Raw genomic sequence first — 26,135 nt, 5'->3', positions numbered from 1 at the left:
AGTGGGAAATAATTTATGATATTAGGGGATAAACAAGAATTTGCTCTAGAGTGTGTGGTAGATCGGAGAGAAAACGAGCCACAAAACTACTTATTTGGACATATTGCTCTTTGGGCTGGAGAATCTATGATAGGAGATTTTTCTTTGACGGTAATACTGGATATTCCTTATGCTTATTTTAAAGATTCTTTAACAGAATGCGGACAAAGAAAAGATCCATTTGTGATGGGAATTGCTGCCGTAGAAGCTTGGAATTTTCTCGACTCGGCTCTTTACGGTGATAATAGTGAATCTGATTGGAGTTCAGAGCAACTAGAGGAAAAATATAGAAAGTTTTGTATATGTCCAGGTTTTTCTGAAGCATTTGATGGAGAAACAGCTTTCCTTATTGAAGGTGAACAAGAGGAAAGATTCATTTGGAGAGATTTTGCATCTCAGTCCATTAAGGAAATCAGATTAAAACCTGAAACATATAAACATATAGTTGAATCTTTTGTTACTTGGTATTCCAATCTCATTAGCACTTGACACTTAATATAGAAAGCTAAACCGTAAGCAGTACAAGTGTACGAGTGTGATCGCTATAGGCGATCGTACTTGTCCCGCCAAAACCGACAAAAGTCATATCCTCTTAACAATGCGGTTCCTAATAAAAATCGATAATTGTTATCTTATGTCCCAGGAAATTTCCCCAAATATACCTAATTTTTCCAATACAGAACTCTTGCAGGAACTACGTTTTCACCTGAAAGAACTTTATTGGGATATGACTAGCCTAGTCAAGAGAATGTCAGCGCTATTGGATACTTTTACCCAGACCTCTCAAACTTTTCAGGAAGTGCGATTGGGAATGTTTGATGTCACCTCTGATATGGAACATGATGTTACACACCACCTTGCAGAAGCTCTTAAACTGGCAGGAAAATTGCTGGGGAAGCCATCCCTGCTCGAAGTTGGCGAACAGCTAGGTTGCCAAGAGATAAACTGGGAAACTCTGGCTACACAGCTACCTAATGATGGACAAATAGATGACCCTGCTAGGCTACATCTGGAACTACAGGAATTGGCTTCAAACTTGCGTTTTTCCTTGGATACAGTTGCCCAAGTTGTTAATTACCAAGGAGAAGAAGCAACAGGATGGGAGCAATTAGAAGATAAACTAAAGTATTTGGCTGAAGTGTTAGGTACTCGCTCTTGGCTAGATACACAAAAAATGTACGGACAAGCTTTGCGCCTCGATCTAGCAGCAGATCCGGCTCGGCAAGCCAGAGACGATTATTGGCGAATGGTATCTACGCCCCTAAATCAAAATTACCATCCCTCAGCTCGTAGTTTAGATTTTTGTCCTACTTGTGGTGCAATACTTACAAGCGATGAGCGCACTTTTGATGGTTCTTATTGTGAGGAATGCCGCACTGCTTGGATAGAGTCGTCAGCAGATAGTTTACTTGTCGAGTGACAGACACTAATCGCTTGTTGTTTTTTCGGGAGGTTTCTAGTAAGCAAAACTCAGAAATCAAAGCATTTATTACTGATCGCGTTCTGCGTTTTACCCGGCCTTGGTTTGCCAAGAGGTTCGCGATTAGTTACTATCGGAATCATTATAGCTACTATGGGATTGTGTGGTACTATTTACGTAGCATTAATGCGTTCGCGCGTGCGTAACGTGCCGTAGGCAATCGCTATTTTTTTGTTGAACTCCTGCTAGGGTAATTAACCAAGTTCAATATTATGAAAATATCTTTGCCAATACCACTCACTATCTTCATCTTGTTATTTCCACTTATTTTAGCTATGGGAGGATGGTTTAGTAGAGATTATATCTTGGCTGCTTCATTCTTCATGGGCTTCCAAAATGCCAAGACAAACGATGTTAAATGTGGGAATCTTTTACAAATTTTGAGAGTTAGTCCAGAGGCAAGTTTGACCTCAGTGGTTCAACAAACCTACCCCAACAGACAATACAAAGTAAAGCGCGGTACTCTTCTGTGGAATAAATATGCTGTTGCTGAATTGAAGGAAACAACAGAGTCGGTGACATCCCAAAAGGAGTGGCAAGGGTCAAACTTGGAAGTAGTGCTGTTTAAAAAAGAGTCGAATGGTAATTTACAAGTTATTTATTCTTGTGAGAAGTTATTGGGTTAGAATTCGAGAGCGTTTAGCGCAACTGAACACATTGCACAACCAAGAAAAATATGCAGAAGCATTTAAATTGGTTGAAAAACTTTTGGAGGATTATCCATATTCAGTTGAATTACTTGTTAAGCGGGCTAAGATAATTCAATTGTTAGATAACGATGATGCAGCAACTCCCAGCTTAGAAACAGCTAAAGAAAGCTTAAAAACAGCTAATGTAATAGCACCTCAATCTATAGAGCCTTGTATAGAGTTAGGCTATTTTGAATATGCAATCAATAATTGTCCAGGTGATGCAATTAACTATTTTGAGGCTGCCAGAAAAAATGCAGAATTAGGTTTAAAGGAGGCATTAATTGGGGAAATCAAATGTTATATAGACATGAATAAAACATCCAAAGCAAGGGAAATTATAGAAAAAGCAAAGATTTTTTTTCCAGATGACAGTGAAATTGGATTTCTTGAATTTGAATTACAAGAGTATGAGTGACAAAAATAATAAGCTGCTCTTGGTGGGCATGGCTGTTATTTTGTAGTGCAATTGCCGCTAAATTGAGAATGGGAATTGCTTTTTAGTCAAGTAACTCCATCAAAGCATCACACCCAACCTCTAGTTTCGACATCAGTGAGCATCATTCCCAGCTTCAGATATTCAATCTGTGCAGATTGCTTAATATGCTTCATCATCACTGGTTCCCCAGCATCAGCCGCAATAAAGGCAGCATTTAAAGCAATATTGCGGATATTCCCACCCGCGACATTTAACCGCCCTAGATTAGTATAATTTAGTTCTTTAGTTGGGGTATTTTTGGGGAAAACCCGCTGCCAGATCTCTTCTCTTTGCTTGGCATCCGGGAAATCAAACTTGACAATAAACCTGATCCGCCTCATAAATGCCGTATCAATTGCATCTTTTAAATTAGTCGTGAGGATAGCTAAACCTTGGTACTCTTCCATCCGCTGGAGCAAATAGCTGACTTCCATATTAGCATAGCGATGGCGCGGAGCGCCCGCTGGAAGCGATCGCGTGCATCCTTAACCTCAGAACGCTTACCAAACAAAGCATCAGCCTCATCAAACAGCAAAATCGCCGCCCCTGCATCTGCCGCATCAAAAATCCGCCGCAGGTTCTTTTCCGTCTCACCGATATACTTACTAGCAACAGCGCTGAGGTCAATTCGGTATAAATCTAGGCGGAGTTCATTAGCTAACACTTCCGCAGATGTAGTTTTCCCAGTGCCGCTAGCCCCAGCAAACAAAGCACTAATACCTAAACCCCGTCGAGAAGCACCAGCAAATCCCCAATTTTCATAAACTTGGATACGTTGACGAACATGTCCAGCAATACTTTGCAAAATTTGTTTTTGCGTCTTCGTAAAAACTAAATCATCCCAAGTTGCTTTAGCAGGAATCTGTTGGGCTAGATCATCTAAGCCCAGACGTGCTTGAGCGCGGCAAGTATCCCATAACAGATTTTGAAGCTCACCAATTTCTCCCCTAGATTCTGCCAACTTTCCCCGAACTTCAGTACACACAGCCTCAATTGTCGGTGCATTGAGATTAAACTGATTTACTAGAATATTATTGATATTTTCATTGTTATTATCTGCTAATTCACCCAAAGCAATTTCCCAGAGGGCGCTTTGCTCATTTCTGGTTGGGTGATGAACTTCTAGGCAGATTAAAGGACGCCGCCTTTGCCCCATTCTCTCGCGGCTAGTGATAATTAGTAAGCTATTAATTTTATCAATAATTTGGAAAATAGCATTTTGTTGGGCTTTTTCTAATTCATCACTTTCACTATCAATTAACAAGACTGAATTAGTTAATATTGCCTCTCTTTCCCAAAGCAGGAGAATATTATTTAGCTCATTAATATCCTTGGGAAGATGTATTGGAGATATAGTGGAAATTGGTAGTCCTAACATGGCACTAGCAGCCGCAGCTATAGCTTGCATACTGGTAAAATCATCGCCATATAACTGTACAATCGGGAAATTTTTACCTGGTTTACCCTCAGTCCAAATTGCTGCCACTTCTTGGGCTATTTTCTCATGAGAGGGAACTAAAAAATCAACTGCGGTAATGGGTGAAATTATGCCTTTAAGACGCTCATCCTGAGATTGTAAACCAAGAAGATAGTGAAATATGCGCTCATCAATTCGTAACGGGTTTTGGGTATGAGTTATACCACCTTGAATTTGGATTAATTGCCAATGACGTAAAGGAGCATCAGCAGTCCAAGCACTCCAGTCTGCTCCCGGTAAAACTTCCATTGCCAAAATTATCGAGGGATAAGCCAATTGCATATCTCCTAACACCTGACCGCACAGAGAACCCAAAGAATAATCGCCTTCCATCGCGGCACACAACAACAATACATTTCGCTCAAATTCTGTCAAGTTAAAAATGGTACAAAGTTGCTCTAAAGCTGAAGGCGCAGACATCCCAAAGTTGACAGATGGCTGAATATCTCGGAGTGGTTGATTTTCTTGGCTTTCAATGGCATTTTCTAGAGTTTGGCGCACTAAAGATATTGCACCAAGGAAATATTCATAATTAGCGGTGTACCATTCGTTATTCAAATTCATATTCATTACCAGTTCCAAATATTTTTCTACGTGCTTGGCAAAAGTCGGACAAAAGGTTAAATTAGTTACAAGGCTGTTGATAACATTATGACAATAATTTGCGTATGTCTCGCCACAAAGTACAAAAGTCATCTTTTGGGAACAATGCGGCTCCCAAGAAAAGCAGTTCTTTGAACCCAGCAAACTCTTGGACAAACCCTTATCAACAGAGAAACGCCCAAAGCGCAGAACAGCCGATAAACACTGTCAAGCCACCGACAACAGCCGAATGGCTGCAAGATAATGTCTTCCTCAAAGCGATAGAAACTAGAAAAGCGCAACTTCAGAGACAGCAGCTAGAGGAGAATGCTGGCACTGAACCACAGATAGAATCAATTCAGACAAAGTTAACAGTGGGGGAGCCTGGGGATAAATACGAGCAAGAAGCAGACATGATGGCTAGTCGAGTTATGTCTATGCCTGATAATGCTGTGCAACGGCTCCTGAAACCAGAGGAACAGACAGAACAGGAAATACAAACCAAGCCTCTAGCAAATGCTATTACCCCACTTGTGCAACGGGCAGCAATGCCAGTAAGCGATGGCAGTTCACAGGCTAATGGTAATATTGAAACTCGGCTGAATAGCACTAAAGGTGGTGGTAGTCCATTATCGGCTGATGTGCGAGGCTTCATGGAACCCCGCTTTGGGGCTGATTTCAGTCAGGTGAGGGTGCATACGGGTTCTGAAGCGGTGCAGATGAACCGGGAGTTGGGCGCACAGGCGTTTGCTCATGGCAGTAATATTTACTTTGGTGCGTCCAAGGCTCCTGGTAATAATGAGTTGACGGCGCATGAGTTGACTCATGTGGTGCAGCAGACAGGAGCAAAAACACTACAGCAGAAGCCTGTTACTGAACCAAAGACGCTTGTGCTGCAAGCGATGATGATCAGATGGACAATTCAACGCAGAGTTCCTCAACAGTCAGCTTCTAAAGATGGGACATTTGCCATCAGGTCTACAGCTGGTTCTACGGTCAAGGTAGGAACTCAAATAACCTATTCCATCGTACCAACCAATCCCACCCCCATTGCCAGTGGTAGTTCTTATCATTACCAGTGGTCGATAGAGAATGATCATAATACCTACGCGACTTATGTGAAAACCAATCCAGGACTTCGTCAAACTCTAGAAAGTCCAATCGATGCTCAAAAATGGAGTCTGAGAGCAGCTTTTCCTGGGACGCATCGCATCAAAGGGAAAGTCCTGTTTAATGATAGACCCGTCTCGAACCTAGTTTTTCAACAGACCGTTACGGACGATGGACGCAGCCTTTTACATAAAAATCTTATGCAAGCAGCTAATCAAGCAAATGTGGATAAAGATGTCAAAGAATGGACAACTTTAGACCTCATTAAATGGAAGTTTCCAAAACTAGGCGAGCCTAACTACATCCATGATTTTAAGAAGCAATGGGTTAGAGGATATCGACAGGTGATCAAGTCCGCTGCCACACAGTTTAATCTCCCTGAAGTTCTTGTTGGGGGAGTTGCGTACAACGAAGTAGGTGGCGACCCTCTGTGGATTGATGATATTGCCCATGCAATTCGTACCTTTGATCATTCAGCTGACCCACTGCTAGAGCCGTTAACCATTAACAAGAAGCCTGAACTAACCTCCTTTGGTAATCTTAGTACCCAAGTTCGCCGAGCAGCTGAAACATTGGGATATGAGCCGGAAAAATTAAGTAATGAACAAGAGAGAATGATTATTGATTCCCTCAAAGACCCTAAACAGGGAATTTTTATTGCGGTCGGTCATTTGGCTGAACTGAGAGATATCGATTTTCCTGGTAAAGGCGCAGCACAAATGACCTTAGATGACATCAAAGTAACAGCAACCCGTTACAATCGTGGATCACATTTAAGTATCGAACAAATCAAGCGGAACTTGATCTATGGCGAAGCTATTATCAATAAGTACCAACAGTTGATAGCGTTACTCAATGATTAAGCAAGGTTCTAATTTAAAATGTGTCGGAATATTTCTCAGCAACTTTTCTGCTTATGCCTTGGGCATTCTGAGCTATTTTATTCCCTTGTATCCCTATGAATGGTCTGATGAACCCAGCCTAGCCGAGCAAGTGGATTCAGATTCATCTCTAGTTATCTTGTGTTTGTCTGGTTTAGGCTTATTTTGTGCTGGTTTAGCGTCAATTGTGTCTTACCGCAGCATTAGCATAAAATCACGATTACAAAGTTTGAAGGGTTTGGTTCCTTCGATTGGGGCTTTAGTTCTCTGTAGTTATCGTTTCATACAAGTTCTGCCGTTCTACACTGGCTGAAATATGGTTTATCGAATTACGAGCGCCAATCTTGTAGGATGAGCATTGCTAACAAGCCTGACGGTAATGCCCACCTTACTGCTCTGAGCGATCGCACTTGATGTTTTGGGTAGAATGCAATCGATCTTTGGTGTTTTGGGTGGAATGCGATCACTCTTTGGTATTTCGGATAAGAAGGGCGATCGCTTTTTGATGAAATGGGTGGAGGGCGATCGCTGTTTTTTTGCTCAAAATGTGATCTGGTTTTTTGGGAAAGAGTGCGATGGCGAAACGCCCGTCGGAGGCGATGGTGCAAAGCACCATCACCAAAAGCAAATACTGATAAACTAGGTCGTTGATTAAGAGCCGGTTTAGTCAATATTTTTCTACGTGCTTGGCAAAACGATGAATATTTACACCGTGGAAACGTTTCTTGGGGATGTGTCAGTGTCAAAGATAACAATTGGCCATCTATCTATAAACATCTGATTAATAAACGGAGTGGAAACCAACACATAGGAACAATTACAAGAATAAAACAGTAAGAATACTTTATCTAAATCTAAAGTGCTTGAATGGGGTTAGAATTTGGATATGGAACAGAGCCTCACTCTACCGGGATAATTATTATCCACTCAATCCACCCCAAAGTTTTGTGCTTGAATATATATGATTGAAAAATCCATCAAACTGTGGCTTACTTCAGTAAAAACAAGCAAGGGGTACAATAATCATAAGTGTACTTCAAACCCTACTTTGAATATCCAGCATTCCCATGAAGTAAAGAAGGTCAACATAGCCCTTTTTTTACTTCTCTTTCCGGCTATTTTGGGTTTGCAATCCTGTACTACCCAGAAGCCGACAGTGACTTTAAGTAATTCTTTAGAACAGGTGCAGGTATCCAATGCCTCACAGATCCAGAAACAGGAATCAAGTCAACTGTTTCCTATTGTTCAGAATGGTAAGTGGGGTTATATTAATTCGACGGGGCAGATTATTATCAAGCCACAGTTTGATGAAACTGGGTGGTTCTCCGAAGGATTAGCAGCCGTCAAGATTGCCAATAAGTCGGGTTATATCAACAAAGCTGGACAAATCTTGATTAAACCAAATTTTGATTCTGCCTATGACTTTTCCGAAGGACTGGCTGCTGTAGATATTGGTGGCAAGATGGGCTATGTCAATAAGACAGGTAAATTAGTTATTCGTCCACAGTTTGAGTTAACTTATAGGTTCTCTGAAGGGTTAGCAGCAGTCAGAATTAAATTGGATCAATGGGGCTATATTGATAAGAACGGCAAGATGGCCATCTTGCCTCAGTTTAATGAGGCTAGGGACTTTTCTAAAGGGCTGGCATTGGTCACAATAGATGAACGAGCGAGCTATATCAACAAAACCGGACAGGTACTCATTAAGCCACCTTCAAACTTGGTTAGGAAATTCTCCGAAGGGTTAGCTGCTGTTAGAATTGCAGACAAAGTAGGTTACATTGACACAACTGGTCGGATGGTTATTGAACCCCAGTTTGATGAAGGTTATGACTTTTCTGAAGGGCTAGCAGTAGTAGCAACTGGTGTTATCTCTGCTGACAGCCAACCACCAGACATGAGCAATGTCAAATGGGGCTATATTGACAAAACTGGACAAATGGTTATTGAACCTCAGTTTAAAGGGCGACCTGTTGACTTTTCCGAAGGGCTGGCAGCAGTGAGGGTTGGAGAAAAGTGGGGCTATATCGACAAAACTGGGCAGATGGTTATAGCACCCCAGTTTGATTGGGCTAGTGTCTTCACCGAAGGGCTAGGATGGGTAATGGTTGGTGAAAAGCAAGGTTATATTGACAAGACAGGGAAGTATATCTGGAATCCCAAAAACTGAGGAGTTTGGTAATAGTTTATTGTTCCTTGCAAGCCTCAGTTGGTTGTAAATTTTGATTAATTTGATATGGATTCCCTAAAATCGTTATATCCAGAAATAAGAGCAGTTCTTCAAAACTCAATTCCCAATTATTGGCCAGAATTGAAGTTGTTACTGGGAAAATTGTTTGAAGAACCGATGATTCCAGAGGCGATATTACCACTGGCGTCCTGCCAAGCTGTTAATGGAGAAGCAAAAGATGCTATTCATGTTTGTGCTGCACTCCTAGCCTTCGGTGTATGTTTACGCATTTTAGACGATTTAGAAGACCAAGATCGAGATGGACAGCTATGGAAGGAAGTTGGCTCTGCAAGGGCTTGGAATTATGCCTCGGCTATTCACGTTCTTTCCTTTGAGATACTGAGCAAAGCACCTCTTGAACCCCAAATATTTCACAAAATTAATCAATGCTATATTGATGCTTTTTTCCGCATATCAGTAGGTCAAGATAGAGATTTAGCCGGAACTACTCGCACAGTTGAAGACTATTGGTTAACAGTAGAAATGAAAAGTGCTGGCTTTCTTGCCACAGCTTGTGCAACTGGTGCGATGGTTGGCACAGAAAACCCAGAACTGATTCAAGCTTGTGGTGTTTTTGGTCATCATCTAGGGCTAGCTCTACAAATCTTGAACGATATGGAATCAATTTGGCAACCTGATGGAATAACCGACTTAAAACAGGGAAAAATTACACTTCCTTTACTCTATGGTTTACAATTTGATCACCCTGAACGCGACGAACTTCTATCCCTAGTGACAGCTAATGAAATCGCCATCCATGCTGAAAGAATTAAGGAAATATTAGATAAAATTCACACAAAAAGCTTCTTGATTTGGGCGGCTTTAGAAGAACGGAAACAAGCCCTAGAAGCTATCAAAATTTGTCCTAATACCGAAGGTAGAGAAGTTCTGGAATCTTACATAACGGGGATGTTCGGAGACATCGATTTATTATTGCAACAGCCAGAAGTTGACAAGGCTTAAACTCTCTTTGGCATACCAGTTATTTATTAATGGATCTCTTTCAAGCGATCGCTCTTTAGTCAAGTAACTCCATCAAAGCATCACACCCAACCCCTAGTTTCGACATCAGTGAGCATCATTCCCAGCTTCAGATATTCAATCTGTGCAGATTGCTTAATATGCTTCATCATCACCGATTCCCCAGCATCAGCAGCAATAAAAGCAGCATTCAAAGCAATATTACGGATATTCCCACCCGCGACATTTAACCGCCCTAAATTAGTATAATTTAGTTCCTTAGTAGGGGTATTTTTAGGGAAAATCCGCTGCCAAATCTCTTCTCTTTGCTTGGCATCGGGGAAATCAAACTTGACAATAAACCTGATCCGCCTCATGAATGCGGTATCAATCGCATCCTTTAAATTAGTCGTGAGGATAGCTAAACCTTGGTATTCTTCCATCCGCTGGAGCAAATAGCTGACCTCCATATTAGCATAGCGATCGCGTGCATCCTTAACCTCAGAACGCTTACCAAACAAAGCATCAGCCTCATCAAACAGCAAAATCGCCGCCCCGGCATCTGCCGCATCAAAAATCCGTCGCAGGTTCTTTTCCGTCTCACCGATATACTTACTAGCAACAGCACTGAGGTCAATCCGGTATAAATCTAGGCGGAGTTCATTAGCTAACACTTCCGCAGATGTAGTTTTCCCAGTGCCGCTAGCCCCTGCAAACAAAGCACTAATACCTAAACCCCGTCGAGAAGCACCAGCAAATCCCCACTTTTCATAAACTTGGATACGTTGACGAACATGTCCAGCAATACTTTGCAAAATTTGTTTTTGCGTCTTAGTAAAAACTAAATCATCCCAAGTTGCTTTAGCAGGAATCTGTTGGGCTAGATCATCTAAGCCCAGACGTGCTTGAGCGCGGCAAGTATCCCATAAAAGATTTTGAAGATCACCAATTTCTCCCCTAGCTTCTGCCAACCTTCCCCGAACTTCAGTACACACAGCCTCAATTGTCGGTGCGTTTAGATTAAACTGATTTACTAGAATATTATTGATATCTTCATTGTTATTATCTGCTAATTCTCCCAAAGCAATTTCCCAGAGTGCGCTTTGCTCATTTCTGGTTGGATGATGAACTTCCAGGCAGATTAAAGGACGCCGCCTTTTTGCCATTCTCTCGCGGCTAGTGATAATTAGTAAGCTATTAATTTTATCAATAATTTGGGCAATAGTATTTTGTTGAGCCATGTCTAATTCATCAATTTCAATATCGAGTAATAATATGGAATTAGTCAATATTGCTTCTCTTTCCCAAAGCAGGAGAATGTGATTTAGCTCATTAATATCCTTGGGCAGATGTATTGCAGATATAGTGGAAATTGGTAGTCCTAACATAGCACTGGCAGAAATAGCAATAGCTTGCATACTGCTAAAATCATCGCCATATAACTGCACAATCGGTAATTTTTGCCCTGGTTTAACCTCATTCCAAGTTGCTGCCACTTGTTGGGCTATTTGCTCGTGAGAAGGAACTAAAAATTCAACTGGGGTAATCGGTGAAATTATGCCTTTAAGACGTTCATCTTGAGATTGTAAACCAAGAAGATAGTGAAATATGCGCTCATCAATTCGTAACGGATTTTGGGTATGAGTTATACCACCTTGAATTTGGATTAATTGCCAATGACGTAAAGGAGCATCAACAGTCCAAGCACTCCAGTCTGTTGCGGGTAAAACTTTCATTGCCAAACTTATCGAGGGATAAGCCAATTGCATATCTCCTAACACCTGACCGCACAGAGAACCCAAGGAAGAATCCAATTCAGCAGCAGCGCATAGCAACAATACATTGCGCTCAAATTCTGTGAGTTGAAAAATGGTACAAAGCTGCTCTAAAGCTGAAGGTGCAGACATCCCAAGGTTGATAGATAGCGGAATATCTTTGAGTGGTTGATGTTCTTGGCTTTCAATTGTATTTTCTAGAGTTTTGTGTACTAAAAATATTGCCCTTAGCAAATATTGATAATTAGCGGTGTACCAGTCGTTGTTCAAAGTCATATTCATAATTAGTTCCTTGATTTTCAGCTAATTTAGTAAATATTCACCTACGTGCTTGGCAAAACTCAGTCAAAAGGTTAAATTAGTTACAAAGCTGTTAATAACATTATTACAATAACTTGCGTATGTCTCGTCATAAAGTACAAAAGTCATCTTTTGGGAACAATGCGGCTCCCAAGAAAAGCAGTTCTTTGAACCAAGCAAGCTCTTGGACAAACCCTTATCAACAGAGAAATGCCAAAGCCTCAGAACAGCCGATAAATACTGTCAAGCCACCGACAGCAGAGGAATGGCTCAAAGATAACATCATGCTCAGAGCCATAGAAACAAGACAAGCTCAACTCCAAAGACAACAGCTAGAGGAGAATCCTGGCACTGAACCACAGCTAGAACCAGTTCAGGCAAAGTTAACAGTGGGGAAGCCTGGGGATAAATACGAACAGGAAGCAGACATGATGGCTAGTCGAGTTATGTCTATGCCTGATAATGCTGTGCAACGGGCATCAGCAGAAGTACAAACCAAGTCTGCAAATGCTTTCACCCCAATTGTGCAACGAGCAGCAAGACCAGAAATGGGTGGAACTTCACAGGCTAGTGGTAATTTGGTAGGTCGGTTGAATAGTAGTAAAGGTGGTGGTAGACCTTTACCAAATGATGTGCGAGGGTTCATGGAACCCCGCTTTGGTGCAGATTTCAGCCAAGTGCGGGTGCATACAGATAGTACCGCAGTGCAGATGAGTCGGGAGTTAGGCGCACAGGCATTTACTCATGGGAGTGATGTTTACTATGGGGAAGGGAAAGCGCCTGGTAATAATGAGTTGACTGCCCATGAGTTGACTCACGTAGTGCAGCAGGTTGGTAATACCATGCAGGCAAAATCATCTCAAGAAAAAGCTGGCACTGTACCTGACCAAGCTGAGGCAAAAAGCAACATTAAGGCAAAAAGCAAGATTAGTGCTACAGCACAAAAAATAGTTGACCTTGCACGGGGAGAAGTTGGTAGTACAGTTTGGGCGCGTGCTGCCAATAGAGCACCATATGGTCCACCACAAGCTTGGAAATGCAACATATTTGTATATGAAATCGCTACTAAAGCTGGTGCATCAATTCCTCTAAACACAAGATTCAGTTGGACTAAGTTCAGTAACGTTCAATATCCCCCTTTGGCCACAGACTGGGAGAAGTCAAGCATTTCAGGGTGGAGTACTGTAAGTATACCCCAGCCCGGTGATGTAGCTGCTTATTCTGGACATGTGGGCTTTGTGTCTAGTCCTAAAACAACAATATCTGCCAACGAAACCAATGTGGTTGAGAACGACTGGGGCTTCAGAGGAGGTCAGAAACCAGTCTTTAAAAGATACGGATAGTAAATTGGTAGAAGGGACATTAAAATATTTACTTGTTCAAGAGTTTAATGTCCTCAAGTATATGAGAAAAAACACAAGGTAGATGAATTGGTTGGGGAAATTACAATGACACTTAAACTTTTACTTCTGATAACTGTGTTCATAACTTCATTATCATTGTTGAGCATCTTTGGTGTTCAAGCATACTGCTCCCAAAGCCAAGAAAACTATCAACCAAAAGTCAGGACAGGAAATTCAGTGTTAGACTTCAAATCTTTAATACTAGCCAGTGAAAAAAAAATTGTTGACTTGACTAATCCATTAGAATTGAGAACATACCAGGAATTTCAAAGTATATATAACAACCCCAATATTTACATAGATGAAGCTCTGGCAGCTTTGAGTAGCAAAGAATTTACTGAGCAGCAAAAGAAAATTATTACTTTGTCAATGCAGAATTTGAAAATGGAAGCATCTATCAGTTTTTCTAGAAAAGTGCTATCTTTGCTCGAAGAAGGTAAGCTTACAAACAGTGTTTTTGAGAATGCTATTTTCCCAGGTTATGAATGGAGTACTAGATGGGTAGATTACAGTTCATCGGCTGAAGTTCAAAAGATTTTATCAGAAATACTTGAATCTAAAGCAGTAAGTGAGGATAGGAAAAAAAGTATTAGGGAAAATATGCTTACAGGGAAAGCAAAAGATGATGTCCAGTACTTGAGAGATATAGGTGCAATCAAACCTAAGTGGTGTTCTTAGAACGATTTTCATTAGAATTTATCTCTCCATGCCTAGCACTTCTTTAAAGTCAAGCTCGCTTTCAAAAACGAGCTATACATAACCAAATCCACCCTATAAAATGCAAGCTCAGACTTGGGTAAAAGCTTCTTAGATATAGCCACTAGGAATACTTATTGCTCAAACCAGCAATCAAGTGCGATCACTTGTTGCTTTTTTTTGAAATTGCGGTAGAAAAAGTAGAAATTCCTCAGAAAACTTAGATTTCAAATCCTCTTAAACCAATGAAGCTCAAATATGAAGTCAGACAATAATTTGATTTGCCTTACTCTTTTGGTTTTGACATCTTGTAATTTTTTCAATCAAACTCTCTTAGCCCAACCTTCCCAACAGCTATCAATTCAGAAAAAAGACTTAGCACAACAACAGGATTCAAATATGTTGTTCCCAATTTTAAGCAAAGGTAAAACTACATCGGAAGGAAATTGGAACCAAGACCGTGGCTATATTGATCGAACAGGAAAGATAGTAATTAAACCTCAGTTTAATTTGGCTGATCCATTTAAAGATGGGATGGCTGTCGTCAGCTTGGAAGGAAAAGATGGTTATATCGACAAAACAGGCACATTGATTATTCCACCTCAGTTTGATGGAGCCGAACCATTTTTTGAAGGTATGGCTGCTGTACAAATAAATGACAAGTGGGGCTATATCAATCAGCAGGGGGAGATAGTAATTAAACCTCAATTCGATGAAGTTCAGGCATTCTCTCAAGGACTAGCGGCTGTCAAGATAGGTGAAAATTGGGGTTATATTGATAAGATTGGCAAGATAGTCATACCGTTACACTTTGAAAATGCTGATAGCTTCTCAGAAGGTTTGGCAGTTGCCAGAATTAGATGTTCTGATGCCATCACTAAAATTGACTGTAATGATAATATAGGGGAACTTGATGACAGCAGATATGGCTTCATTGATTCCTCTGGAAAGTTGGCTATTAAAACCACTTTTTTTTACGCTTCGCGCTTTTCAGAAGGACTGGCTGCTGTAAATACGTTTGGAGCGAGTGGATATATCGACGCATCTGGAAAAATGGTGATTAAGCCGCAGTTTAATAAGGCTAATGTCTTTTCAGAAGGTCTAGCTGCTGTAGAAGTTAATGAAGGATGGGGCTATATCAATAAAACAGGTCAAATGGTCATTAAACCAATGTTTTATGAGGCTTGGCTTTTCTCAGAAGGGTTGGCTGTTGTTGGAGTAGTCGATAATAAAAATAACAAGTTGAGTTATGGTTATATAGATTCGCGGGGAACTATTGTTATTCAGCCTAAATTTGATGAGCCTTCTTCATTCCGGGGTGGCTTGGCAGAAGTCAAGATAATAAAATCTAAAGATGATGATACCTACAGTGACTGGGGTTATATCGATAAGACAGGAAAGTTTGTCTGGAATCTGTTTGAGTAAACCTAAAGTTAGAGGACATCAGGAATTGGTTAATTGTGCCACGATTTTTGCAACTTGCTTTCTTTGATTTGAGAGTTGGAGTAAATTGAATTGATGTCGCTAAAATCCTTATATCCAGAAGTTAAAGCAGTTCTGCAAAACTCAGTTCCTGATTATTTACCTCAATTAAGAGCCGGTTTAGTAAAGATTTTTCTACGTGCTTGGCAAAACTCAGTCAAAAGGTTAAATTGGTTACAATCAGGTTAATAACATTATTACAATAACTTGTGTATGTCTCGCCATAAAGTACAAAAGTCATCTTTTGGGAACAATGCGGCTCCCAAGAAAAGCAGTTCCTTGAACCAAGCAAGCTCTTGGACAAACCCTTATCAACAGAGAAACGCCAAAGCCTCAGAACAGCCGATAAATACTGTCAAACCACCGACAACAGCCGAATGGCTACAAGATAATATCTTCCTCAAAGCGATAGAAACTAGAAAAGCGCAACTTCAGAGACAACAGCTAGAGGAGAATGCTGGCACTGAACCACAGATAGAATCAATTCAGACAAAGTTAACAGTGGGGGAGCCTGGGGATAAATACGAGCAAGAAGCAGACATGATGGCTAGTCGCGTTATGTCTATGCCTGATAATGCTGTACAACGGGCATCAGTAGAAGTACAAACCAAGCCGGCAAATGCTTTCACCCCAATTGTGCAACGAGCAGCAAGACCAGAAATGGGTAGAACTTCACAGGCTCATGGTAATATTGAGAGCCGGTTGAATAGCAGTAAAGGTGGTGGTAGACCATTACCTCTTGATGTGCGAGGTTTCATGGAACCCCGCTTTGGTGCTGATTTTAGCTCAGTGCGGGTGCATACAGGCAGTGAAGCAGTGCAGATGAGTCGAGAGTTAGGGGCACAGGCATTTACTCATGGAAGTGATGTTTACTATGGGGAAGGAAAAGCGCCAGGGAATAATGATTTGACAGCACATGAATTGACTCATGTGGTGCAGCAAACTGGAACTATTCAGCGTCAAAATACACCCCTGCAACTAGCCAGAAGTAATTCAAAACCCAAAAATTCTTACAATATTAATAATAAGGTAGCATTTGTTCGTGAAGAAGGTCTAAATTTACGCCAGAAACCTGATCAAAAATCTGCATCTCTAGCTCAATTAAAATTTGGTCAAAGGGTTTACATCTTAGAAGATTCTGCTCCTCAATCAGGTTGGCAGAAGGTCGCTGTCTTAGGAAAAACAGGTTATGCTTTTGCTCCAAGAATACATCAGCCGCCTGATAAGCTTATTCAACAAGATCCTGCGTTGAGTCTCATCAAAGTGCAATCGGGTGAAAATTTTTGGGATCTAGTTAAAAAAATGTATGGTATTAAAGGAAATGAAAGCACACCGGATCAAAATATTAATCATTTTATCAATGCGATTCGAGCTTTTAATAAACCAGAGGCATTTAAAGTAAAGACAGGCAGTTTTAGTAATTCAGTTATTCCTGGAAGAGATGCCTCAAATACCGAACTGATTGGAGGCGTAGATTTATGGATTCCTAGTTTTGGCGTAGCAGCAAAAATGGATGTGGGGAGTGGAACTGTAACAGGTGAAGTATCCCGAAACCTTAAAAAAATAGACCAAAAACTTCAAGATTTTAAGTTAGCCTGTCAACTTTCAGGTCAGTTTATTCCTGGCGCTATTGCCAGGCACGCTGCTAACGCTAGCAAAGGATTATTAGAGGGATTAATAAAGTTTGCGAAAGAGGCGGCAATAATCTTAGCAACAAGCACTACTGTTGGAGCTTTAATTGGTTCGATGTTTGGTGGCGTAGGAGCGATACCCGGAGCAGAAATAGGATTTGAAATTGGGCTTCTAATTCTTGAGATTTATGGTTTAAAGATGCTTGTAGAAGCCGTTTTTGGCATTGCTGGTAATCTATTATCACAGTTAGGTCAATTTATTAAACTTGTCTGGACTGCTAATGGTGATCGGAAAAAACTTGAGGAGGCAGCTAAGAGTTTAGCAGAAGCTTTAGGAAGCTTAGTAGATGCGATTTTACTGGCATTGGTGGCATATCTTGCTAAGAAAGGAGCAGATGCTTTTAGTAAAACCAAATTTGCTCAGACCGTTGGCGAAACACCTTTAATGCAGTGGTTGAAAGAACGTCAACAGTTGAAGACATCAAGGCAAACACTAAAAGATACCCTAGAGATAGGGGCAAAACGGCAGGCACTAAGAAAATCGACTCTGGATGAAAGTCAAGTAAATAAACATCTTCCCAATACTGCCGAGTCGAATAAATTAATTAGGAAAGAAGGGTCAGCCCATGTATTTAAAGATAGAGCTACAATGGACAGAGTGACTCAAGAGATAATTAATCGCGGAGATTATCTTGGCACAGTTCGTGGACATGATCGATGGGGGCTGTCATTTGACAAACCTATTGGTGAACGAATTGCCAAAGATGGATCAAAAATTCCATTAACTTTTGGTGAACTTAAATTAAAAGGAGGAAAGTATCATGCTGTCCCAAGAACAAAATCTGCTAAGTGATTGGAAATTTTTAGAAATTTGGGTAGATCCAACTGGTTTTCCCCCTTACATCCTAATGCTTATCAATAATAGTAATGGTTGGTGGTATATTCTTGATCCTATCGAAGGATATAAGGTTTTGTTCTCTTCACAATCTTATGAGGATGTAAAGTTTTGGCTTCTTGAGGATGAATATGAATGTGTTAGGGGGCGATTTGCGAGAGAAGAGTAAGTGGAATCGTGAGTGCAGTGCGATCGCTTCACGGCAATACTCGTCTGGTGATCAGAAACAACGAAGCAAAAAATAAATATGGCAGTTTTTTCCGAAGAAACAACTACATTACTTTATCATGCCGAATGGCACGAATCATGGAATATAGATACAACTGAATACAAGGAGGTTTTAGAATCAGAAGGTTATTCAATATATCCTACTGTTATGAACTTCCTGAGTAGTTTTGGGGGGCTTCACGTCAAATATCCTCATAAACGAGTCCCCCGATTAGAGGATGATTTTCACTTCAATGTTCCAGAAGCAGTAGCAAATATTTATCCTGAGAGGGTCAAAGATTATAGTGACCGAGTTGGTGTCCCACTTTGTATTATTGGTGAATCTAATCGAGTCCACATGGTTTTGATGATGGCTCCAGAAGGCAAAGTTTATGCAGGTTATGATGAGTTTATGGTCTTTGTTGGGGATTCAGGTGTCGATGCAATTGAGGCTTTATGTAGTGGACGAGACTTAGTAGAAATCCCATTTATTGAGAGCGACGGATAGGATTGAAACCTGTCTATATACGTTCCGAAATTAATTTTGGAACTAGCAAATATAGTGCGATAGCGAAGCGCTGCTGCAAGCAGATATCCTCTTTTGTAACGACTGTCTTGATTGTTAAACGATCGCCTTATATAAGGTACATTCCGAACATTTACTCCAGGTAAATCGCCATAATAGATATTTCTCAAATACCAATATGTGAAAAATGCGGCAGTCAGATGGAGATCAGACAAGAGGGTAGTACCCAAGGGCTATTTTGCACCAATTGTGATTGGTCAATTGTGACAACCTATATTCCTGAGACTCAGCGTGACGAAACCTTGTACGAAGTCAGTATTATCAATGGAGACGCTCAAAACAAACAACATATTAGAACTGTAGCTCAGGTAGCAAATGTCAATTTCCTGGCAGCAAGAAAGCTACTTCAAGAACGATCGCCTTTTGTTGTCTTTAGAGGGAATGCAAAAGAAGTGGTGAGAGTTCGGGAGGTGCTTTCCATGCCTGAACTTGTCTATGAGATCACCCCAGAATTTCCTTGGCAAGGAGATCAGATTCTAGAGTTAGAAGGTTATTATTAAATATATCCTACTGTTATGAAATTCCTGAGTTGTTTTTTGGAGGGCTTCACATCAAATATCCTCATAAACGAGTCACCTAATTAGAAGTTTAAATTCCATTTGTTGAGAGCGACGAATAGGATTTAAACCTCATTTTTGTTATGCGTCCGTTGTAGAAAGACTCAGTGCAATCGCTTCTCTCCCGTAGGGTGCGTTCATTCAGACCACCTCTCATCTCAAACCAAACGTCCTTATGAGAATGCACCATCTCTATTGGTCTGTAAGTGCGATCGCTTATGATACCCAAAAATTCTGTATGACGGCTTCACTAAGGTGAACGCACAGATAGAAGTATCACAATAATTGTTTAAATTGAGAATCTTTTCAATGACTGTTAGTATCGCGTAGTGCCTTGAGAAATGCGATCGCTTTTGGGGGTACGGCTGTAAACCGAATCAGCCAATGATGCTCATCAACAGTTGATTGTTTGATTACCTTGGCATAGATGTCTGCGTCCTCTGTCAGCAATTCTGGTTCAGTCAATATCTTCAGCTTGAGGTTACTTAAAATTTCCAATGAATGAAGCGATTGCGCGGAGCGCAGTGCTGAAGGCAATCGCAATTCTGCCCCGTTTTCTGAGAGACTGACTAATTCCCCCTGAAAAACTGTCCCGACTGCGTGTTTTCCTTGCAATACTACATACTCAACAGCCACTTCCTGACTCAATTTCACCAAATTCTCGGCTTTTTTGGGCAAGAACAGCTTATATTTGCCACCAATCCCACCAACATCATAAAGGGTGATGGGATATTTGATACCCTTCGGTTCTACTCGCAATTGGTCATTAATTCTGAGTTCAATGCTGGCATCTTGCCCGGTATACTCAGAAATTAAAATCTGTCCACCGACAGTATAAGTCTCGACGCGAGCGGCTAGATTGACATGACTGCCGATAACTGTATACTGGGCGCGTTTTTGAGAACCAACATTTCCCGCTACCACCTCGCCTGTATTGATACCAATTCCCATTTCGAGAATTGGCAGATTCATGATTTCATTTTGCTCATTCACTTTTTGCATTGCTAATTGCATAGCAACAGCACAGGCGATCGCTCTTTGGGAATCATCCGGGCGACTAATAGGCGCACCAAACATCACCAAGATACCATCGCCAATAAATTCATTAATCGTACCTTGGTAATAGTTAATGACATCTGTCATCACTTCCAGGTAAAGATTGAGAATTTTCACCACTTTTTCCGGTGGTAATTGTTCTGAAATGGCAGAAAACCCTCTTAAGTCAGATACGAGAATTGTGACTTTTCTCCTTTCTCCCCCCAGCTTTAAGCCAGAAGGTGTTTCTAGCAAATTGGCGACTACTTCATCTGTCAGATAGCGACCAAAGGTTTTTTGCATTTCGGCAGCGCTACGGGCGATATACTGGGCGATCGCGATCGCCGAACCGCCTAATGCTAAAAGTGGCGGTACCACAGGAATCCACCAACCAAGCAGAAAGCCGAGAAAACAGCTGCCAATCAAACCACCAGCCGCTAGAAAAACACAGGTAGCAACTAGGTGGCTGCTGTGGCGTTGCTGCCAACACAAGGTAGCACCCGTGATTGACCAAACTAAAATCCACAGCCATTCTAAAGGCTCAGGTAAAGTCTGAATCAGCGGACGCCCATCTATAGCCGCACTCAAAATTTGACTAATCAAATTAGCATGAATTGTCACACCCGCCATTCGTTCTGGGGCGGCAAACACTTTACTGGTGTAAGGTGTATAGAACAGATCCTTTAAACTCTCAGCGGTTGAACCAATTAACACCACTCGTCCCCGCATTAAGTCTGGTGAGATGCGGTTTTCTAATACGGATGTCAGGGATACTTTAGGAAACTGCTGTATTTGTCCTCGGTAATTTAACAGTACTTGATAGCTTCCTGCATTCGCCCGCACGTAACCGCCATCATTGGCTTCAAAAATCGGGAAAACACCCCGACCTAATTCCAAGTAATTTGGGTTGGTTGTTGGGGAACGCTGGCTATCGGTAATGCCCTCAGCTTTCAAGTACAATAATGCCAGTTTTAGCCCAAAGCTTGTTAAGGTATCGCCATTCTTTAAATTCAGGTATAGTAAGCCCCTACGGATTTTGCCATCTCCATCTAGGGGTATGTCATTTGCCCCAACCTGTTGGCGTTGCTTCAGTACGGTTGGTGGATTGACCGGATCACTATCATCAGTCTGAGAGACTTTTTGAACTCCAATTAAGTTGGGTGTGGACTCAAATACTTTAACAAGGTCTGAATGACCGGGATTTACGGCTAAGTCCCGATAGAGGTCTAAACCGATGGCTCTCGGTTGCTGCTGCTTTATCTTCTCTAGTAAATTGGCAAGGGTGGCATCAGACATCGGCCATTGCCTCTGCTGACGAATATCTGCTTCATTAATCTCAACTATAACTATGCGGTTATCAAATGCCTCTCGCGGACGGTGGATAAAAAACTGATCCCACGCGGTCAATTCCAGCAATTGCAGCAATCCAGTCAAACGGATGGCAATCACTAAGGCTGTGACATTGGGAACTGTAATGATCACAACCCGCCATTGCCAGATTTGCTGCTTCAGCTTTGCCCACATATCAGTAGTCAGTCCTGAGTTTCGTAATGCTATGCACAGACTGACAATTCTTTCTAATTGTTCACAAGGACATCCGGGAAGTTTGTCAACCCTGGAGTATTAGAAATTATGTAAGAGTCTGTTGAAATTACAGAACTATTTTACTGATTATTTTTGGCTGTGCAGCAATCGATTAATGGCTCAGAGGCGATCGCATTTAATCCGACGGAGTTCAAGAATTGTCTCCAATTGAGAGTAGTTTTTAACTTATTCGTCCCAGTACGCCGTAACTGCACCAGACTAGTCAGCGCTTCATGCCAAATCCCAGCGTCTGCATAGAGAGTCGGTAACTGTTGTAAGTTTGATTTTAAGAGCGCCTCCGACAGGGTTAATTCTGGTTGGGTGCGTTTTACCCAACCATCTACGCGAGGATTGCTGCTGGAGTCTTGATCATCACAAACAAGTGTCAGATACCAACGGTAAGTTTTACCTACTTCCAGGGCAGGTGTATTGTCAGGGAGAGTGTAGCTAATAATGCCAGTTTTATCGGGAAGCGTCAAAGAAGTTTCATAAAATACGTTCTTGCCGCTATCATCAAGAACAAGCAACTGGGCAGTTTTGACTGGAGATGGCGGCACATACCAGAAAAAAGTGGGACGCTCAGAGAAGGTCAGCCCTAATTTATTTGCTGGTATTAAGGGGGTAAATGCCTTATTACCTTTTACGCAAGAAGTACCACGGGAAGCACCACCAGCACTTGCAGGAGGTGCTTCCCGCTGTGGTGGCTTAAATGCCTGACTAATTTGCCAAGTTTTTGTTGTGGGGACTGACTGAGCCTGTACCTGTGCCGCTTGAGAAAACAAAGGTAAGGAAAATGCTAGGAAACAAAGGTTCGTCTTGATCAATTTCATTTCAAAATATCCTCTTGATTAATTTTCTCTCTAGGAACGCCTAAGTATAAATACACCCTAACAATTAATTTTTCGCTAATGAGGTCATTATATGCTGTTGAAATTACCGACAACCAGAGAACGCGCCATCTACATCAAGTATTCACACTAGTAGGCTCAGATTCCGCAATCAGCAATAAAATCTCAGTTACCCAAGGCGATCGCCGCATTTTGACCGCCAAAACCAAAACTTAAACAGAGAACCCGCCGAATTTGACTTTGTTTGGCTACAGTTACGAAATCTAAATCAAACTCTGGCTGCTGCAATCCCACACAAGGCGGTAAAATTTTATCTTGCAATGCCATCAGCGAAAAAGCTACGCCCAAGGCTCCGGAAGCGCCTAGGGTATGACCTGAACTGCCTTTGGTGGAACTAATCGCTACCCCTTGGGGAAACATCTGTTGGATGATCATGCTCTCTACTCGGTCATTTAGGAGCGTGCCAGTACCATGAGCGTGAATGTAATCGAGATCTTTTGGTTTTAAGCAACTGCGTTCTAGACATTGCTTGATTGCGGCGATCGCACTTTTCGCCTCAGGTTCTGGCTGGTTAGGATGATATGCATCGGCTGTCAGTCCAAAACCGAGAATTTCACCATAAACTTTTGCTTGCCGATCTTGTGCTAACTCTGCTGATTCCAAAACAAGCACCGCCGCACCTTCACCTAATACTAAGCCTTCTCGGTACAAATCAAAAGGATAAGCCCCTGTTTTCGCCAAAGCACCCATTTGCTGAAATCCTGATAAAGTCAGGGGTGTAATTGGTGCTTCCACTGCTCCAGCGATCGCCCGTTGACACTGTCCAGATTGGATCAGGAAAGCTGCTTGGGCGATCGCCCAAATTCCCGTAGCACAAGCTGCCATTGGTGCTAAAACTATCCCCGTTGCCCCGATTTGCCGTGCTGAGGCGATCGCATTCATGTGCGGTAAGGTATCTAACCAATTCTCTAAATTTATTGAGGTTTGGCGGGAATCTTTAAGGCTCAACTGCCGTGCGAGCATCTCCCAAGACGCCTGATGACTACGACTCGATCCAATGATCACAGCACAATCAGACAAAGGTGGAACCAACTGGGCATCAAGCAGTGCAGCGTTAACCACCCGATGGGTGAGGATATTTAATTCGGCTGGTTGTTGATCAATTAATCCTAGAGGAAGTACTTCCAGTTCTGGAAATGGTTGATGTAATTTAATTCCAGATTTACCTGCCAGCAAATCTTGCCAGCTATCCTTTAAGCTGTTGCCCAAAGCAGAAACTAGACCAATACCAGTGACAACAACCTTCACATAATTCGTAATTTGTAATTAATTTGGATTCTGGTAATTGTCAGTAGTCATCTGCCATTGGCTAATGACTGATGACCACTGACTAATGACTACTGACTATTTTTCAAGTTTTCTGCACCTTGGGTGACTTTCGCTGAGTCAATGCGATCGCCTTGCTGAATTTTGCTAACTACATCAAAACCCTGGGTGACATTGCCAAAAACGGCATAGTTACCATCTAGGAAGTCCAAATCTGCTAAGGCAAAGTAAAACTGAGAAGAAGCTGAGTCAGGCGATTGCGATCGCGCCATTGCTAAGGCACCTTGCTTATGCTGCAACACAGGCTGTTTAGCAATAGTCTGACTGTAAACTATGCCTTCTTCGCCTTTTGGCTTAATTTCTAAGGGTATATAGCGCTCAGTCCCCGTTTTCGGGTCAATATAACCACCTGTTCCCAGTCTATTTGCCGGAACTTTCGGGTCTTTGCTTTGGGGATCGCCCCCTTGAACTACAAACGGTTGGGGTTCGCGGACAACTCGATGGAAAACTAAACCATCGTACACACCCTTTTGCACTAAATCTACGAAGTTGCCAGCTGTAATTGGGGCATTAGTGCCATCTACTTCGATGGTAATCGGCGAGCCTTTCACCGTGATCACCACAGTAGCCTTACCTTCGAGCCGTGGTAAATCTTTCATTCCCGGAATACTCTCACTAGTGGTTTCTGATACTGATGTTGTTTCAGCGGTTGTCTTACTGCTTGTTTCGGTCGCTTTAGAGGTAGCTGTTGCGGTTGGAGAAGAAGCGCGAGAAGCATCTTTCTGTGTTGAGCATCCTCCCAACATCAACGCCCCAACAATTACAAGAGCAACCAAAAATTGTGGAAATTTTAACTGCATTGCCAATTACAAAAAGGGTAAAACGCCTGAGAGCCACACCCGCTAAACCCAAAAAATTTACACAATTTCCCTTGTTTAGCGTCTTTTAAGGGTGGGATAAAAGGCGGATAAAAGCGCCCAAAGACGCAGTTAGTTTTTTTTGTTGATGTTTTCTGACTCAACCACAGTATTTTATCGCCTCTGATCAATTTTGGATTTTGGAAATTAGATTTTAGATTGAAGCTTCAACAATAGACTTAAAAGCAATTTGTATCATCTGATGTAAGTATTTCTTTTAACCCCAATCCAAAATCCAAAATCCAAAATTCAAAATCTAAAATTTACAGTCCTTCTAAAGGTACTTCCAAAAATCGAGCTAACTCAGCGCCTTGAGTTTCTAACTCTGTTAAGGATAACGGTTGACCTACCCGTGTTAAAGGAATATCGCGACGACCTTTGACACGCAGGTAAAGTGCGCGTTGGGGATTTAGACCTTCTTTCAGGGTGATTCGCACAGATTGCACCTCTTGGATGCGTCCGTCAATCTGAATTTGGCGGTTTTTGCCAGGAAAACCCCAGCGGAAGATTTTGAATGTTCCAGTTTCTTGATTAAATTCGTTGTAGCCACCGCCCACATCCCATAGAATTACCAACCACAGGTATGAGGCTAACAGCAAGCCAGCGATGCCATATAACCCCATAACCAATCCTTGAGGCACGAAGATTAGTTGCGTTGCGTCGGTAACCAGGAGTAAATTGACTTTTAGGTAACTGGATAGGCCAGCCAGCACAAAACCCGTGGCTCCCATCGTCACGATGGTTGCCCACCAGTAGTTGCTGAACCGACGAGAACCGAGAACGTTTTGATGTAGGAGGCGATCGCCTTTGTTAATCGTTGTTGATGCCGTCATGAAACTATTTTGGCCCGTGAGATATTCTCCTTATCAAGTCTAGTCTCCCATTCGAGGAGGATGTCTTGCAAGTTCATCGGCTGGACTTTTGAGATTTCTGAGAAAACTTGTGTCAAATTGTAAAAATTCTGATA

At 41.7% G+C, this 26,135-nt stretch carries 24 protein-coding genes; 15 read left to right on the top strand and 9 right to left on the bottom strand.

Annotation, left to right across the window (positions count from 1 at the left end; genetic code table 11):
* The first annotated feature begins 15 nt into the window (after positions 1 to 15).
* The 4 genes from CYLST_RS21645 (at position 16) to CYLST_RS21625 (ending at position 2,626) form a co-directional block, all read left to right on the top strand.
* Positions 16 to 528 (top strand): Imm42 family immunity protein, encoded by a 513-nt coding sequence (locus CYLST_RS21645; RefSeq protein ID WP_015209878.1) that lies wholly within the window; start codon positions 16 to 18, stop codon positions 526 to 528.
* Positions 529 to 673: 145 nt separating this feature from the next.
* Positions 674 to 1,459 (top strand): hypothetical protein, encoded by a 786-nt coding sequence (locus CYLST_RS21640; protein ID WP_015209877.1) that lies wholly within the window; start codon positions 674 to 676, stop codon positions 1,457 to 1,459.
* A gap of 272 nt (positions 1,460 to 1,731) precedes the next feature.
* Positions 1,732 to 2,145, top strand: coding sequence for a hypothetical protein (locus CYLST_RS21630; RefSeq protein WP_015209876.1), 414 nt, complete (start codon positions 1,732 to 1,734; stop codon positions 2,143 to 2,145).
* A 31-nt stretch (positions 2,146 to 2,176) separates the two neighbouring features.
* Positions 2,177 to 2,626 carry a tetratricopeptide repeat protein gene (locus CYLST_RS21625; RefSeq protein WP_157162624.1) on the top strand — a complete coding sequence of 150 codons (450 nt, stop codon included), beginning with the start codon at positions 2,177 to 2,179 and terminating at the stop codon, positions 2,624 to 2,626.
* A 107-nt stretch (positions 2,627 to 2,733) separates the two neighbouring features.
* Here the strand turns inward: CYLST_RS21625 and CYLST_RS36070 are convergent, their stop codons facing one another.
* On the bottom strand, positions 2,734 to 3,120 hold the full coding sequence (locus CYLST_RS36070; protein ID WP_245587418.1) for an ATP-binding protein: 387 nt from the start codon (positions 3,118 to 3,120) through the stop codon (positions 2,734 to 2,736).
* Entirely contained in the window at positions 3,072 to 4,727 is a 1,656-nt protein-coding gene (locus CYLST_RS21620) for an ATP-binding protein (protein ID WP_245587417.1), read from the bottom strand. The genes CYLST_RS36070 and CYLST_RS21620 overlap by 49 nt, the downstream gene beginning before the upstream one ends.
* A gap of 104 nt (positions 4,728 to 4,831) precedes the next feature.
* On the opposite strand from CYLST_RS21620, the gene CYLST_RS32460 reads away from it, so the two are divergent.
* Together CYLST_RS32460 and CYLST_RS21610 are read left to right on the top strand one after the other, a co-directional pair.
* Complete coding sequence (locus CYLST_RS32460) at positions 4,832 to 6,718, top strand: eCIS core domain-containing protein (protein WP_015209874.1); 1,887 nt, start codon at positions 4,832 to 4,834, stop codon at positions 6,716 to 6,718.
* The gene (locus CYLST_RS21610) at positions 6,711 to 7,049 is read left to right on the top strand and encodes a hypothetical protein (protein WP_015209873.1); all 339 of its coding nucleotides are present in this window, start codon (positions 6,711 to 6,713) and stop codon (positions 7,047 to 7,049) included. The genes CYLST_RS32460 and CYLST_RS21610 overlap by 8 nt, the downstream gene beginning before the upstream one ends.
* Before the next feature lie 16 nt (positions 7,050 to 7,065).
* On the opposite strand, the gene CYLST_RS34765 is transcribed toward CYLST_RS21610, so the two are convergent.
* A complete protein-coding gene (locus CYLST_RS34765) occupies positions 7,066 to 7,407 on the bottom strand; it encodes a hypothetical protein (RefSeq protein WP_157162623.1) in 342 nt (113 codons plus the stop codon).
* A 485-nt stretch (positions 7,408 to 7,892) separates the two neighbouring features.
* On the opposite strand from CYLST_RS34765, the gene CYLST_RS21600 reads away from it, so the two are divergent.
* A complete protein-coding gene (locus CYLST_RS21600) occupies positions 7,893 to 8,906 on the top strand; it encodes a WG repeat-containing protein (protein ID WP_216595222.1) in 1,014 nt (337 codons plus the stop codon).
* Between the two features lie 66 nt (positions 8,907 to 8,972).
* Complete coding sequence (locus CYLST_RS21595; protein WP_015209871.1) at positions 8,973 to 9,929, top strand: polyprenyl synthetase family protein; 957 nt, start codon at positions 8,973 to 8,975, stop codon at positions 9,927 to 9,929.
* 80 nt (positions 9,930 to 10,009) lie between these two features.
* Here CYLST_RS21595 and CYLST_RS21590 read toward each other — a convergent pair whose 3' ends face one another.
* The gene (locus CYLST_RS21590) at positions 10,010 to 11,977 is read right to left on the bottom strand and encodes an ATP-binding protein (protein WP_245587416.1); all 1,968 of its coding nucleotides are present in this window, start codon (positions 11,975 to 11,977) and stop codon (positions 10,010 to 10,012) included.
* A 125-nt stretch (positions 11,978 to 12,102) separates the two neighbouring features.
* Between CYLST_RS21590 and CYLST_RS32455 the strand changes: the two genes are divergently transcribed.
* The 7 genes from CYLST_RS32455 (at position 12,103) to CYLST_RS21550 (ending at position 19,401) form a co-directional block, all read left to right on the top strand.
* Positions 12,103 to 13,344 carry an eCIS core domain-containing protein gene (locus CYLST_RS32455; protein ID WP_015209869.1) on the top strand — a complete coding sequence of 414 codons (1,242 nt, stop codon included), beginning with the start codon at positions 12,103 to 12,105 and terminating at the stop codon, positions 13,342 to 13,344.
* Between the two features lie 105 nt (positions 13,345 to 13,449).
* On the top strand, positions 13,450 to 14,082 hold the full coding sequence (locus CYLST_RS21580; RefSeq protein ID WP_015209868.1) for a hypothetical protein: 633 nt from the start codon (positions 13,450 to 13,452) through the stop codon (positions 14,080 to 14,082).
* Between the two features lie 276 nt (positions 14,083 to 14,358).
* Positions 14,359 to 15,525, top strand: coding sequence for a WG repeat-containing protein (locus tag CYLST_RS21575; protein ID WP_015209867.1), 1,167 nt, complete (start codon positions 14,359 to 14,361; stop codon positions 15,523 to 15,525).
* A gap of 270 nt (positions 15,526 to 15,795) precedes the next feature.
* The gene (locus tag CYLST_RS33610; protein WP_015209865.1) at positions 15,796 to 18,066 is read left to right on the top strand and encodes a DUF6972 family protein; all 2,271 of its coding nucleotides are present in this window, start codon (positions 15,796 to 15,798) and stop codon (positions 18,064 to 18,066) included.
* A complete protein-coding gene (locus tag CYLST_RS21560) occupies positions 18,035 to 18,277 on the top strand; it encodes a hypothetical protein (RefSeq protein ID WP_015209864.1) in 243 nt (80 codons plus the stop codon). The genes CYLST_RS33610 and CYLST_RS21560 overlap by 32 nt, the downstream gene beginning before the upstream one ends.
* A 78-nt stretch (positions 18,278 to 18,355) precedes the next feature.
* The gene (locus tag CYLST_RS21555; RefSeq protein ID WP_015209863.1) at positions 18,356 to 18,823 is read left to right on the top strand and encodes an SUKH-3 domain-containing protein; all 468 of its coding nucleotides are present in this window, start codon (positions 18,356 to 18,358) and stop codon (positions 18,821 to 18,823) included.
* 218 nt (positions 18,824 to 19,041) lie between these two features.
* A complete protein-coding gene (locus tag CYLST_RS21550; RefSeq protein WP_041233207.1) occupies positions 19,042 to 19,401 on the top strand; it encodes a hypothetical protein in 360 nt (119 codons plus the stop codon).
* A 363-nt stretch (positions 19,402 to 19,764) separates the two neighbouring features.
* On the opposite strand, the gene CYLST_RS21545 is transcribed toward CYLST_RS21550, so the two are convergent.
* From CYLST_RS21545 to CYLST_RS21525, 5 genes are all read right to left on the bottom strand, one after another.
* Entirely contained in the window at positions 19,765 to 22,017 is a 2,253-nt protein-coding gene (locus CYLST_RS21545; protein WP_015209861.1) for a CHASE2 domain-containing protein, read from the bottom strand.
* Between the two features lie 140 nt (positions 22,018 to 22,157).
* Complete coding sequence (locus CYLST_RS21540) at positions 22,158 to 22,907, bottom strand: DUF928 domain-containing protein (RefSeq protein WP_015209860.1); 750 nt, start codon at positions 22,905 to 22,907, stop codon at positions 22,158 to 22,160.
* Between the two features lie 183 nt (positions 22,908 to 23,090).
* Positions 23,091 to 24,233: a beta-ketoacyl-ACP synthase gene (locus CYLST_RS21535; RefSeq protein ID WP_015209859.1), complete on the bottom strand. Its 1,143-nt coding sequence runs from the start codon at positions 24,231 to 24,233 to the stop codon at positions 23,091 to 23,093.
* Positions 24,234 to 24,322: 89 nt separating this feature from the next.
* Positions 24,323 to 25,111, bottom strand: a complete 789-nt coding sequence (locus tag CYLST_RS21530; protein ID WP_015209858.1) for a peptidylprolyl isomerase — start codon at positions 25,109 to 25,111, stop codon at positions 24,323 to 24,325.
* 320 nt (positions 25,112 to 25,431) lie between these two features.
* Entirely contained in the window at positions 25,432 to 26,001 is a 570-nt protein-coding gene (locus tag CYLST_RS21525; RefSeq protein ID WP_015209857.1) for a photosystem I assembly protein Ycf4, read from the bottom strand.
* Between the last annotated feature and the right edge of the window lie 134 nt (positions 26,002 to 26,135).

Origin of the sequence: Cylindrospermum stagnale PCC 7417, assembly GCF_000317535.1 — a bacterium.
Taxonomy (GTDB): Bacteria; Cyanobacteriota; Cyanobacteriia; order Cyanobacteriales; family Nostocaceae; genus Cylindrospermum; species Cylindrospermum stagnale.
This window is presented reverse-complemented; position numbering and strand designations above follow the sequence as displayed.

Excerpts from the sequence above, each read along its gene's own strand:
- CYLST_RS21645 (WP_015209878.1), top strand. The coding sequence starts at position 16 with ATGATATTAGGGGATAAACAAGAATTTGCTCTAGAGTGTGTGGTAGAT.
- CYLST_RS21640 (WP_015209877.1), top strand. The coding sequence starts at position 674 with ATGTCCCAGGAAATTTCCCCAAATATACCTAATTTTTCCAATACAGAA.
- CYLST_RS21630 (WP_015209876.1), top strand. The coding sequence starts at position 1,732 with ATGAAAATATCTTTGCCAATACCACTCACTATCTTCATCTTGTTATTT.
- CYLST_RS36070 (WP_245587418.1), bottom strand. The coding sequence starts at position 3,120 with ATGGAAGTCAGCTATTTGCTCCAGCGGATGGAAGAGTACCAAGGTTTA.
- CYLST_RS21620 (WP_245587417.1), bottom strand. The coding sequence starts at position 4,727 with ATGAATTTGAATAACGAATGGTACACCGCTAATTATGAATATTTCCTT.
- CYLST_RS32460 (WP_015209874.1), top strand. The coding sequence starts at position 4,832 with ATGTCTCGCCACAAAGTACAAAAGTCATCTTTTGGGAACAATGCGGCT.
- CYLST_RS21610 (WP_015209873.1), top strand. The coding sequence starts at position 6,711 with ATGATTAAGCAAGGTTCTAATTTAAAATGTGTCGGAATATTTCTCAGC.
- CYLST_RS21595 (WP_015209871.1), top strand. The coding sequence starts at position 8,973 with ATGGATTCCCTAAAATCGTTATATCCAGAAATAAGAGCAGTTCTTCAA.
- CYLST_RS21590 (WP_245587416.1), bottom strand. The coding sequence starts at position 11,977 with ATGACTTTGAACAACGACTGGTACACCGCTAATTATCAATATTTGCTA.
- CYLST_RS32455 (WP_015209869.1), top strand. The coding sequence starts at position 12,103 with ATGTCTCGTCATAAAGTACAAAAGTCATCTTTTGGGAACAATGCGGCT.
- CYLST_RS21580 (WP_015209868.1), top strand. The coding sequence starts at position 13,450 with ATGACACTTAAACTTTTACTTCTGATAACTGTGTTCATAACTTCATTA.
- CYLST_RS21575 (WP_015209867.1), top strand. The coding sequence starts at position 14,359 with ATGAAGTCAGACAATAATTTGATTTGCCTTACTCTTTTGGTTTTGACA.
- CYLST_RS33610 (WP_015209865.1), top strand. The coding sequence starts at position 15,796 with ATGTCTCGCCATAAAGTACAAAAGTCATCTTTTGGGAACAATGCGGCT.
- CYLST_RS21560 (WP_015209864.1), top strand. The coding sequence starts at position 18,035 with ATGCTGTCCCAAGAACAAAATCTGCTAAGTGATTGGAAATTTTTAGAA.
- CYLST_RS21555 (WP_015209863.1), top strand. The coding sequence starts at position 18,356 with ATGGCAGTTTTTTCCGAAGAAACAACTACATTACTTTATCATGCCGAA.
- CYLST_RS21550 (WP_041233207.1), top strand. The coding sequence starts at position 19,042 with ATGGAGATCAGACAAGAGGGTAGTACCCAAGGGCTATTTTGCACCAAT.
- CYLST_RS21545 (WP_015209861.1), bottom strand. The coding sequence starts at position 22,017 with ATGTGGGCAAAGCTGAAGCAGCAAATCTGGCAATGGCGGGTTGTGATC.
- CYLST_RS21540 (WP_015209860.1), bottom strand. The coding sequence starts at position 22,907 with ATGAAATTGATCAAGACGAACCTTTGTTTCCTAGCATTTTCCTTACCT.
- CYLST_RS21530 (WP_015209858.1), bottom strand. The coding sequence starts at position 25,111 with ATGCAGTTAAAATTTCCACAATTTTTGGTTGCTCTTGTAATTGTTGGG.
- CYLST_RS21525 (WP_015209857.1), bottom strand. The coding sequence starts at position 26,001 with ATGACGGCATCAACAACGATTAACAAAGGCGATCGCCTCCTACATCAA.